Origin of the sequence: uncultured Chitinophaga sp., from assembly GCF_937874145.1 — a bacterium.
Lineage (GTDB): Bacteria > Bacteroidota > Bacteroidia > Chitinophagales > Chitinophagaceae > Chitinophaga.
This window is the reverse complement of sequence record NZ_CALNBI010000127.1, coordinates 1-11,183: the sequence shown is the minus strand read 5'-3', so window position 1 is coordinate 11,183 and position 11,183 is coordinate 1. Positions and strand designations below refer to the sequence as shown.

Here is an 11,183-nt window from a genome sequence, read left to right as displayed (position 1 = left end):
TGCTCGGCCAGGGTGCCTTCTTCGCGGGGTGCGTCGAGCTGCTGGTAGAGGACGGTCATCACGTTCACGGGGATGTTCTCCGGCGTGAAGCGGCGTACCATGTATCCGGGCAGGTCGGGGATGAGTTTGTATACGGGGAAATCCGCGCCCATGTACATATCGAGCCCGATGCCAAGGACGGTATCCACGGTAATGGCGCCGTAGTTGTTGATCGCGGAGATGAAGGTGAGTACCTGGGGTGCGTGGAATTTGGGCTGGTAATATTTGGCAAGGCGGAAGGCCTGCTGCAGTTCTTTTTCGAGCGGGCGCTGGTCGGCGAAATGCCTGCCCACGGAATCGTTCAGGGACCGGATGTCTTTATTCGTGAGGAAGCTGTGTACTGCTGCGGTAAGCGTGGCACTGTCTGCCGTATTGGGCAGGAAAAGGATATGCGAGAAATATTCGTTGGTGAAGCCGGGATATATTTCCTGCAACAATTTTACGCCGCCGGCAACGTTTGTGGTATCGATACCTGCAAAAGCCTTGTCGAACCGCTCGATTTTCACCGTGATGGGGATGTGACTGACGTCCGGGACGGGTTTTTTACGGCTGCAACCCGCCATGGTGGCGGAAATGAAGATCAGGGTATACAGGATATTATTTTTCAGGTACTTTTGCATCGCCTATAATAACTTTAGAATGGTAAAAATATTGCATCGGAACGTATTCCGGAAATCCTTTATGATGGCCGCCATCCTGCTGGCATCGGCCGCTTCGCTCTCCGCACAGTCTTTCAGCGACCGTATGTCTGAAAAGTCGGGCCGCAAAATGCGTTTTGGTTTTAAAATCGATCCGGGGGCTTCTTTCCTCAACCCGCAGGAGAACGGCGTAACCCGCAACAGCGGCCGTTTCTATTTCAGTTATGGCGTGCTGGCCGATTGGTTCATTGACAGGGAAGAGCGTTATGCCGTGGCGTCCGGCGTGCAGATTACGCACCTCGGCAGCGTGATGCAGTACGAAGCCGGCAAAGGCCTCAACGGGTTTACCACTACGTCCGCAGAATACGACCTGCGCCTGCAATATATCGAAGTGCCGGTAATGCTGAAGCTGCGCACCACCGCGGAGAAAGGTTTCGACTTTTACGGCCAGTTCGGCGGTATCGTGGGTATGCCCATCCGCGCACGCGCCAATGTGATCAGCAACATGCAGCAATTCGAGAAGCAGGGCGTTCTCCGGCAGATCCAGCCGCTGACGGCCGGGATGCTCCTGGGAGCGGGGATCGAATATCCCCTCAGCGAAACCCTCACCGGCGTGGTGGGCATCAATTACCAGAATAATTTCGTGGATATCACCCGCAACGGCAAATGGAACGACGGCCGGGTGACCGCCAACAGCTTCATTTTACGGCTCGGGATTTATTTTTAACCCCCTTTAGTCCGTACCTTTGCCAGACTAAAATAGTACGGATGAATATTTTTCTCGCCCAGCAGAATTATCATATCGGCAACTTCGAGGCCAATACGGCCCGCATCATCGAAGCCATCCATGCGGCGGAAGCCCGCGGCGCCGATCTGGTAGTGTTTTCCGAGCTATGCGTGTGCGGCTACCCGCCCAGGGATTTCCTGGAGTTTGAAGACTTCATCGCCAGGAGCTATGCCGCCATCGACGAAATCCGGAAGCATACGCAGAAAACCGCCGTATTGGTGGGAGCCCCGCAGCGCAATCCCCACCTCGAAGGGAAAGACCTCTTCAACGCCGCATTCTTCCTGTACGAAGGCGAAATCAAACAGGTGGTGCAGAAAACACTGCTGCCCACTTACGATGTATTCGACGAATACCGATATTTCGAACCGGCGTATGAATGGAACGTCATTCCTTTCAAAGGGAAAAAACTGGCGGTGACCATTTGTGAGGACATCTGGAACCTGGGCGATAACCCGCTGTACCGGATCTGCCCCATGGACCGCCTCATACTTCAGGATCCCGACGTGATGATCAACCTGTCGGCTTCGCCCTTCGATTATGACCACGACGAGAGCCGCCGCGAGATCATCCGGGAAAACGTGAAGAAATATGGCCTGCCCATGTATTACTGCAATACGGTGGGTTCGCAAACGGAGATCGTGTTCGACGGGGGATCGATGGGGTTTGACGCCGAAGGGCAGATCGTGAAGCAATTGCCGTTCTTCGAAGAAGATATGGCGGGCGTGGAGCTGGAAGCCCTTGGCAAAAAGAAACCCAATCCCAGCGCCGCGATCGTTCCGAATTCGGTGATCGAGGAGTTGACGTTCGACCATAACATCGGGCGCATCCGGGAGGCCATCGTGCTCAGTATCCGTGACTATTTCAGTAAAATGGGCTTTAAGCAGGCCATCCTGGGCTCTTCCGGCGGGATCGACAGCGCGGTGACGCTGGCGCTGGCGGTGGAGGCCCTGGGCAAGGAGAACGTCCGCGCCATCCTCATGCCTTCGCCCTACAGTACGGAACATTCGGTGGATGACGCCGTGGCCCTGTCGAAGAACCTCGACAATCCTTACGACATCATCCGCATCAACGATATTTACGAAAGCTTCCTGCAGACGCTGGAGCCTCATTTCAAGGGGCTGCCTTTCAACGTGGCGGAAGAGAACACGCAAAGCCGCATCCGGGGGAACCTGCTGATGGGGCTGTCGAACAAGTTCGGGTATATTCTGCTCAATACGAGCAATAAAAGCGAGCTGTCGACCGGTTACGGTACGCTGTACGGCGATATGGCGGGAGGGCTTTCGGTGCTGGGGGACCTGTACAAGATGCAGGTGTATGCCCTGGCGCGGCACATCAACCGTGAGCGGGAGATCATCCCGGCGAATATCATCGGCAAGGCGCCTTCGGCGGAATTGCGGCCTAACCAGAAGGATTCCGACAGCCTGCCGGATTACGCGATACTGGACCGCATCCTGTACCAGTATATTGAGCGGCGGCAGGGGCCGAAGGAGATCATCGCCCGGGGGTACGACGCCGCGCTGGTAGCGCGTACGCTGAAGCTGGTGAACACCAACGAATACAAGCGGAACCAGTTCTGCCCGATCATCCGGGTATCGTCCAAGGCCTTCGGGATTGGCAGGCGCGTGCCCATCGTAGGGAAATATTTGAGTTAAGGGAGAACCCCGTTATCTTTGTCCAAATTCAATATTCATTATAAAATGTTACAGGTACAATTTATCCGTCAAAACAGGGAGCTGGTACTCGAACGGCTGGCCGTGAAGCATTTCACGGACGCGGCCGTGGTGGTAGACGAAGTGCTGGCCCTCGACGATCAGCGCAAGAAACTGACGCTCGAATACGATGAAACGCAAGCCAAGGTGAATTCCGCATCCAAAGAGATCGGAAAGCTCATGGCATCAGGCGATAAGTCGGGCGCGGAATCCCGCAAGCAGGAGGTGGCAGCCTTCAAGCAGGCGCTGGGCCCGATCGACGAGCAACTGCGTTCGACGGAGAAATTGCTGCACGATACCCTGGTCCGCCTTCCCAACCTGCCCGGCGCCGATGTGCCGAAGGGCAGAACGCCGGAAGATAACCTGGAGATCCGCCGTGGTGGTGATATACCTACGCTGGCGGAGGGCGCCGTGCCCCATTGGGACCTCGCCAAAAAATACGACCTCATCGACTTCGAGCTGGGCAATAAAGTGACTGGCAGCGGTTTCCCTTTCTACAAAAACAAGGGAGCCCGCCTGCAGCGCGCCCTCATCAGCTATTTCCTTGACTTCAACACGTCTGCCGGCTACACCGAGTTCCTGCCGCCGTTCCTGGTGAACGAGGCTTCGGCATACGGCACCGGCCAGCTGCCGGATAAGGAAGGCCAGATGTACCACATGCAGGAAGATAATTTCTACCTGATCCCTACGTCGGAAGTGCCGCTGACCAACGTTTTCCGCGACGAGATCCTCAAGGAAAGCGAGCTGCCGGTGAAGATTACGGCCTACAGCCCCTGCTTCCGCCGGGAGGCCGGCTCCTACGGCAAAGACGTGCGCGGCCTTAACCGCCTCCACCAGTTCGAGAAAGTGGAGCTGGTGCAGATCGTGCATCCGGAGACGTCGTACCAGGCCCTCCAGGAAATGGTATCGCATGTGGAAAAGCTGCTGCAAAGCCTGAACCTGCCTTACCGCATCCTCAACCTTTGCGGCGGCGATATGAGCTTCGCTTCGGCGCAGACCTTCGACTTCGAGGTTTGGTCCGCCGCGCAGGAGAAGTGGCTGGAAGTATCTTCCGTTTCCAACTTCGAAACCTTCCAGACCAACAGGATGAAGGTGCGCTTCAAAGACGAAAACGGCAAGAACCAGCTGGTGCACTCGCTCAATGGCAGCTCGCTGGCATGCCCCCGTATCATGGCCACATTGCTGGAGAATAACCAGACGCCCGGCGGCATCCTGCTGCCGGAAGCGCTGCATACATATTTCGGGGCCGACAGGATCGCATAATCCGCCCTTCGGCAACCCAAAGCGAAAGCGCCCGGTCAGGCAACCGGGCGCTTTTTTTATACGTATATCCATGCGTTACAACATGATTTAATGAAACAGCATTGAAAATTTTCCTTTAATTTGTTGTAGGTCAAAAATGCAAATTATGAAAACACTCATCCAGTTATCGCTCATCGCTGTCGTGCTGTGGGGATGTGCCGGCGGCCTCAATCCCAAGAACACCGAGAAGGTGGAAGCGGCTTTCGCGAAGTATGAAGATTCCGACGGCAAGGCCATTTTCCGTGAGAAATGCGCCAAATGCCACAACTACAAACTCCCCGAAACCAAAACCGCCGAGAAATGGCCGGGTATCATGGACAGGATGGCCCGCAAGGCTAAGCTGAACGATGACCAGAAAGCGGCTGTAGTGGCGTTTGTGACCAAACACGCCAAAGCATCCTGATAACCAGAACCAATGCAATGTACCGGCGGCCGAAAAGCCGCCTTTTTTATGCCCGCAAGCCAGACGGGTGCAGTATATTTGTTGCATGCGCCACTTCCTTCCCAATGGTAAACAACTGGTCATCCGTCCGCCCCAGGTCACGGATGCGCAAGCTTGTTTGCATACTTTCCAGGCGGTGACGGAGGAGACCGACTTTTTGTTGTTCACGCACGAGGAGTCGTTGCAGTACGACCTGGCGAAGGAAGAAGCGTTTATCCGTGCCTACATGGATAATCCGAACAACATGTTCCTGGTGGCGGATGTGGAAGGGGAGATCGCCGGGATGGTGAGCCTCAACCAGGGCCGAACGCGCAAGCAGCACCATATGGCGCTGCTGGGCATCGCGGTACTGCATAAGTATTGGAACATGGGCATCGGGAGGCGGTTGCTGACATCGGCGATCCGCTGGGCGGAAGCGCATCCCCGCATCGCCATCATCCATTTTGAAGTTCTGGCCAACAACGAAAGGGCCATCCAGCTGTACAGGAATTTCAATTTTACCGAACATGGCCGCATCCCGCAGGGCATCATCCAGCCGGATGGTTCGACGGTGGACCTCGTGGTCATGAGCAAAAGAATCAAACCGATATAACGACCGATGAAAACTTTTCAGGGTTATTACTCCTATGAAACGCCCGATCATATACAGGGCGCCGATGTAACCGTTACCAACAAACGCCTGGAGATCCATCTGAAAGACGCCCATGGTAATCCCCGCACCGTTTTCTGGTATTGGGAAAATGTAGTGAAAGGAGAGGAGCGCCCGGGCGGGTGCGTCCTCCATCACACTGGCCTGCCCCTGCAAACGCTGATCGTTCCCAACGGCGACTTTGCCCCGCTTGCCGCCCGGCAGATGGGCAAGAAACGCCGGGCATATCCTGTGGCGTACCTGACGTTCTTTACCACGGCGCTCATCGTAGTGGGGCTCGTAGTGGCCGCATTCGTATGGATCGTGCCCTGGCTGGCGGGCAAAGCCGCCAACGCCCTGCCGGTGGAATACGAGGTGTCTATGGGCGAAGAGGCGTATCAATCCCTCATCAAGGAATATAAAATCCTGCCGAAGCAAACGGAACAGGTCAATACTTTCTACAAGGAGATGGGCGTATCGTCGCCGTACCCCATCAAAATAACGGTGGTGGACTTCGACCAGACGAATGCATTCGCCGTTCCCGGCGGGCACATCGTGGTATTCAGCGGTTTGCTCAAACGCATGCAGCATCCCGAGGAGCTGGCGGCGCTGCTGGCGCACGAAAGTTCGCACGTCAACCTGCGGCATACCACCCGCTCCCTCATGCAGAGCCTCGGCACCTTTACCGCCGTGAGCCTTATTTTCGGGGATGTGACAGGCATGGGAGCCGTACTGGTGGAGAACGCCAGCCAATTGAAGAGCCTGGAATACTCGCGGAGCCTGGAAAAGGAGGCGGACCTCAACGGATTGAGCATGCTGAAGAACCAGCAGATCCCGGGCAAAGGGTTCGGTTTGCTGTTCAAAACGCTCGGCGATTCCGGCGGCAGCGCGCCTTCCGAATGGCTCAGCTCGCATCCCGACCTGGGCCGCCGCGCGAAGTATGTGGAAGAGAAGATCGTACAACCCGAACCGCCCATGCCGGCAGCGCTTAAGGCGACCTGGGAACAGATCAGGGCTGGGTTGAAATAAAAATATTCACGAAATTTAGGTAGCTAAAAGAAAGGGGAAAATGAACCGATACGACAGACAGATCAGGCTGGAAGGCTTCGGCATAGAGAAGCAGGAAATGCTGCGCGCGGCGTCCGTGCTGGTAGTAGGCGCCGGGGGGCTCGGTGTGCCGGTCCTCCAATACCTTACCGCCATGGGCGTAGGGCGGATCGGGATCGCGGAAGAAGATACCGTTTCCATCACCAACCTCCAGCGGCAGGTGATCTATACTGTTGCCGATGAAGGGAAGCCCAAGATCGACGTGGCCATCGCCCGGCTGAAGCAGCTCAATCCCGACACTGTTTTTGTTCCGCACCCCCAATACCTCAGCACGGCCAACGCACCCGATATCATCGCGCAATACGACCTGGTGGTGGATTGCTCCGACAACTTCGGCACCCGCTATCTGATCAACGATGCCTGCGTGATGCTCGGGAAACCGTTTGTGTATGGTTCCATTTTCCGGTACGAAGGGCAGGTGAGCGTGCTGAATCATAACGGCAGCGGCACTTACCGTTGCCTTTTCCCGGAACCGGGCGAGGCGCCGGATTGCAACGACGTAGGCGTGCTGGGCGTGCTTCCCGGCATCGTCGGGTGTTACCAGGCTTCGGAGGCGGTGAAAGTGCTCACGGGCATCGGGGAGCCGCTGGCCAATCAATTGCTCACGATCCAGTTGCTGGACAATACCCACCAGGTGTTCACCTTCCAGCCGCAGCCCGGCAACCACGATATCTCCGCTTTGCAGGAAAGTTACGGCAACGCCGTTTGCGACGCACGCACCATTGAGCTGCTCACCGTGCAGGAATTGAAAGGCTGGCTCGATGAAGGGCGCAACTTCCAGCTGGTGGACGTCCGGGAGAAGGATGAATGGGATTATTGCCATATCGACGGGGCGGTCCATATTCCGATGCGGCGGGTGGCGGCTTCGCTGTCGACCCTTTCGCGGGATACCCCGGTGGCCATGATCTGCCACCACGGGATGCGCAGCCGCGCTACGGCCGAATTGCTGTTGCAGGCAGGGTTCCGGGAAGTGTATAATGTTACCGGCGGGATACATGCCTGGGCGGGCGAAATCGACCCTTCCATGGCGAAATACTGAACGGTGGAACGGTATTTGCGTTTTTTTCAGCTTTCGGTGGATGACCGTTAAACTTTGGTCATTGTTGATCCGTCTTACCTGAAAATTTTTCCGCATATGCCAGTTGTTCCATTGCATACACAAATGCAGCACCTGGGCTGGAGGGCCGGTTTCGGCGAAGGCCTTCCCGAGATCCGGTCCTGGATGAAGAAGAAGCGAAAGGAAGTGGTGAAGAAGGTCATCCCCGGTCCGCAATCAGCCCCCTCGCCCATCCGTGTGATGGACGAAACCGATCTCCCCGACTACCAGCGCCAGCGCAACATGGGGGCGGAAGAGCGCAGGATGGTGCAGAAGCTCAATACCGACGGCATCAAGGATCTCAATGTTTTATGGACGCATGCCATGATCACCAGCGATCATCCGCTGCAGGAAAAGATGGCGCTGTTCTGGCACGGGCATTTCGCCTGCCGGACGCAGAACGTGCTTTTTAACCAACAGTTGCTCGACACCCTGCGGCGCCATGGCCTGGGTAACTTCGGGACCTTGCTGAGCGAGGTATCCAAATCCCCCGCGATGCTGGGTTTCCTCAACAACCAGCAAAACCGCAAGCAGCGGCCGAACGAAAACTTCGCGCGGGAAGTGATGGAGCTTTTCACATTAGGGCGCGGCCATTACACGGAAAAGGACGTGAAGGAAGCCGCCAGGGCTTTCACGGGCTGGGGGTACGACGAAATCGGCCAGTTCCGCTTCCGCAAAAACGTACACGACGAAGGCAGCAAAACCATCCTCGGCAAAACCGGGAATTATAACGGTGACGACGTCATCAACATCCTCCTCGAACAAAAACAAACCGCCCGGTTCATCACCGGGAAAATATACCGCTACTTCGTACATGAAGACGGTAACGAAGCGCGCGAGCACGAACTGGCCGGGAAGTTCTACCGCAGCGGGTACGATCTCCGCGCGCTCATGGAAAATATCTTCCTTTCCGATTGGTTTTATGATGATAAGATCGTGGGCAGCCGCATCAAATCGCCCGTGGAACTGATCGTGGGCCTGCGCCGCGCGGTGCCCATGCAATTCGAGCAGGAAGAGGCCATGCTGGTGTTCCAGCGCGTAATGGGGCAAACGCTCTTCTATCCGCCCAACGTGGCAGGATGGCCCGGGGGGAGGAACTGGATCGACAGCTCCAGCCTCATGTTCCGCCTGCGCGTGCCGCAAATCATCCTCTATTCACAGGAACTGAACGTCAAACCGAAAGAGATTACACCGGAAATGGGCGAAGGGCAGAATTATAAAATGACGATGCAGGTGAACGAACTGCTCAAACGGCAATACGCCCGCCGCGTTAATGCGCAGGTCGACTGGCAGCCGTATGTAGACGGTTATAAAGAGGTGAAGCGGGAAGAGCTGGCAGATTCCATCGCGCAATCGCTGCTCGTACGCAGCAAGGGCATCGACCGGCAGCTGCTGGAAAAATATTCCGACGCCTCCTCGCGCGAAAACTACATCAAAACGGTAACGATCGACGTGATGAGCACGCCGGAGTACCAAATGTGTTAACACTGAAATCATCGAACATGCTCATACACAGACGGCGGTTTTTACAAGTGGGCTCCCTGGCGTCGGCCAGCCTCATGCTCCCCAAATTCCTCAAAGCCATGGAACAGGGGCAGTTCGTACCCCCGGGCAATAAAGTCCTGGTCGTGATCCAGCTTTCCGGCGGCAACGACGGGCTTAATACCATCATCCCATACCGGAACGATATTTATTACAAACTGCGCCCGCAACTGGGCATCAAGCGGGAGGAAGCGCTCGCGCTCAACGACGAGCTGGGCATCCATCCCGCCCTCAAATCCTTCAAAAGCCTGTACGACGACGGCGCCCTGGGCGTCCTCAACAACGTGGGCTATCCCAACCCCGACCGCTCCCACTTCCGCAGCATGGATATCTGGCAAAGCGCCAGCGATTCCAAAGACTACTGGGGCACAGGCTGGCTCGGCCGTTACCTCGACGCACAATGCAAAGGCTGCGACAAGCCCACGCAGGCTCTCGAGATCGACGATACCCTCAGCCTGGCCATGAAGGGCAACGAAGTGAAAGGGCTCGCGCTCACCGATCCGCAAAGGCTGTATGGCGCCAGTAACGATAAGTATTTCCGGGATCTGCTCGCCAAACAGCAGCACGACGACGAGCACCATAACGTGGATTACCTCTACAAAACCATGGCGGAAACCATTTCTTCGGCGGGCTACATCCAGCAGCAATTCAAAACATACAAAAGCAAAGAGAACTATCCCAACAGCGAGCTGGGCAAGAATATGAAGACTATCGCAGAGCTGATCATGACCGACATCAATACCAGCGTGTATTACGTTTCGCATGGCAGCTTCGATACGCACGTGGGCCAGCAAAACCAGCAGCAGCGGCTGTTCTCGCAGCTCAGCGATGCCCTTGCGCCTTTTGTATCAGACCTGAAAAAGAACCACCGGTTCGACGATGTGCTGGTGATGACCTTCAGCGAATTCGGGCGGCGTGTGGCCCAAAATGCCAGCGGCGGCACCGATCACGGAACGGCGAACAATATGTTCCTGATCGGCGGCGGGCTCAAAGAGCAAGGCGTCCTCAACGCCGGCCCGGATCTGACGCAGCTGAAAGACGGCGACCTGCAATACAAGGTGGACTTCAAATCGGTGTACGCCACGCTGCTGAAAAAGTGGCTTAGAGCCGATGATAAGGCCATCCTGCAACAGTCTTACGAACATTTGTCTTTTATCTGACCGCGTATACAAACCAAAAAAATGAAGGCCTCCTGCTTTTGCGGGAGGCCTGTTTTATTCCGGAGAACGTACAGTTATTTTGAATAGTAGTCATATACAGCTTTCGAGATCTGCGCGATCACGGATTCGCGGATGCTTTCCTCCGCCGGGCTCATGGATACGAACACCGCCACGGCTACCTGTTCTTTATTGGGCAGGGTGATGATGCCGGCATCGTTGGTGGCGGCACAGATACCATCCTGGGTGGGGCCGGTACCGGTTTTATGTGCAACAGGCGTACCTTCCGGCAATAGCCCCGGCAGGCGTTTGGCGCCGGTGGTAGTTGCGAGCATGGTATTCATCATGAAGTCGTTACTGGCTTTGGAAAGTGCGGTGCCTTTATGAAGAATGTCCAGCAAATGCGTGTAGGCGGATGCATTGCCCCAGTTGCGGAACTGGTTTTCCCAGTTGCGCTGCATGTCCTGCTCCGAAAACATGATCTCCATATTGCTGACGCCGAGGCCATGAACGAAATCGTTGGTGGACTTAGGGCCGCCGGTAAGTTCCAGCAGCACGTCGCAGGCTACGTTATCGCTTTTGCACACCATCAGGTAGATGAGATTGGCGATGGTTTTTTCTTTCGTGCCGTTGGGGAAGCTGTCTTTCAGCGGGCTGTAAGTGTCCCAATAATCTTTCGCGGCTACCGGTACGGTTTGATCGAGTTTCAGTTTTCCTTCGTCGACCTGTTTGAGGA

Annotated in this window: 10 protein-coding genes and 1 pseudogene; 9 read left to right on the top strand and 2 right to left on the bottom strand. The window is 55.9% G+C overall.

Annotated features, from left to right (window positions below):
• Positions 1-659: pseudogene (locus Q0510_RS05770) on the bottom strand (hypothetical protein); the annotation flags it as partial.
• 61 nt (positions 660-720) lie between these two features.
• Between Q0510_RS05770 and Q0510_RS05765 the strand changes: the two are divergent.
• From Q0510_RS05765 to Q0510_RS05725, 9 genes are all read left to right on the top strand, one after another.
• Positions 721-1,404 (top strand): porin family protein, encoded by a 684-nt coding sequence (locus Q0510_RS05765; RefSeq protein WP_298709081.1) that lies wholly within the window; start codon positions 721-723, stop codon positions 1,402-1,404.
• Between the two features lie 41 nt (positions 1,405-1,445).
• Entirely contained in the window at positions 1,446-3,116 is a 1,671-nt protein-coding gene (locus Q0510_RS05760) for an NAD+ synthase (protein WP_298709079.1), read from the top strand.
• A gap of 45 nt (positions 3,117-3,161) precedes the next feature.
• Positions 3,162-4,436: a serine--tRNA ligase gene (gene serS, locus Q0510_RS05755; protein WP_298709077.1), complete on the top strand. Its 1,275-nt coding sequence runs from the start codon at positions 3,162-3,164 to the stop codon at positions 4,434-4,436.
• 145 nt (positions 4,437-4,581) lie between these two features.
• Positions 4,582-4,878: a cytochrome c gene (locus Q0510_RS05750; protein WP_298709075.1), complete on the top strand. Its 297-nt coding sequence runs from the start codon at positions 4,582-4,584 to the stop codon at positions 4,876-4,878.
• Between the two features lie 85 nt (positions 4,879-4,963).
• Complete coding sequence (locus Q0510_RS05745) at positions 4,964-5,509, top strand: GNAT family N-acetyltransferase (RefSeq protein WP_298709073.1); 546 nt, start codon at positions 4,964-4,966, stop codon at positions 5,507-5,509.
• 6 nt (positions 5,510-5,515) lie between these two features.
• Entirely contained in the window at positions 5,516-6,574 is a 1,059-nt protein-coding gene (locus Q0510_RS05740; protein WP_298709071.1) for a M48 family metallopeptidase, read from the top strand.
• A gap of 40 nt (positions 6,575-6,614) precedes the next feature.
• Positions 6,615-7,691, top strand: a complete 1,077-nt coding sequence (locus Q0510_RS05735; RefSeq protein WP_298709069.1) for a HesA/MoeB/ThiF family protein — start codon at positions 6,615-6,617, stop codon at positions 7,689-7,691.
• 96 nt (positions 7,692-7,787) lie between these two features.
• Positions 7,788-9,233: a DUF1800 domain-containing protein gene (locus Q0510_RS05730; protein WP_298709067.1), complete on the top strand. Its 1,446-nt coding sequence runs from the start codon at positions 7,788-7,790 to the stop codon at positions 9,231-9,233.
• Positions 9,234-9,250: 17 nt separating this feature from the next.
• A complete protein-coding gene (locus Q0510_RS05725) occupies positions 9,251-10,450 on the top strand; it encodes a DUF1501 domain-containing protein (RefSeq protein ID WP_298709065.1) in 1,200 nt (399 codons plus the stop codon).
• 74 nt (positions 10,451-10,524) lie between these two features.
• On the opposite strand, the gene bla is transcribed toward Q0510_RS05725, so the two are convergent.
• On the bottom strand, positions 10,525-11,183 hold a 659-nt coding region (gene bla, locus Q0510_RS05720), incomplete at its 5' end, for a class A beta-lactamase (protein WP_298709063.1).

What these genes read in the sequence shown, in the direction of transcription:
- Q0510_RS05765 (WP_298709081.1), top strand. Translation starts at nt 721, where the DNA reads ATGATGGCCGCCATCCTGCTGGCATCGGCCGCTTCGCTCTCCGCACAG.
- Q0510_RS05760 (WP_298709079.1), top strand. Translation starts at nt 1,446, where the DNA reads ATGAATATTTTTCTCGCCCAGCAGAATTATCATATCGGCAACTTCGAG.
- serS (WP_298709077.1), top strand. Translation starts at nt 3,162, where the DNA reads ATGTTACAGGTACAATTTATCCGTCAAAACAGGGAGCTGGTACTCGAA.
- Q0510_RS05750 (WP_298709075.1), top strand. Translation starts at nt 4,582, where the DNA reads ATGAAAACACTCATCCAGTTATCGCTCATCGCTGTCGTGCTGTGGGGA.
- Q0510_RS05745 (WP_298709073.1), top strand. Translation starts at nt 4,964, where the DNA reads ATGCGCCACTTCCTTCCCAATGGTAAACAACTGGTCATCCGTCCGCCC.
- Q0510_RS05740 (WP_298709071.1), top strand. Translation starts at nt 5,516, where the DNA reads ATGAAAACTTTTCAGGGTTATTACTCCTATGAAACGCCCGATCATATA.
- Q0510_RS05735 (WP_298709069.1), top strand. Translation starts at nt 6,615, where the DNA reads ATGAACCGATACGACAGACAGATCAGGCTGGAAGGCTTCGGCATAGAG.
- Q0510_RS05730 (WP_298709067.1), top strand. Translation starts at nt 7,788, where the DNA reads ATGCCAGTTGTTCCATTGCATACACAAATGCAGCACCTGGGCTGGAGG.
- Q0510_RS05725 (WP_298709065.1), top strand. Translation starts at nt 9,251, where the DNA reads ATGCTCATACACAGACGGCGGTTTTTACAAGTGGGCTCCCTGGCGTCG.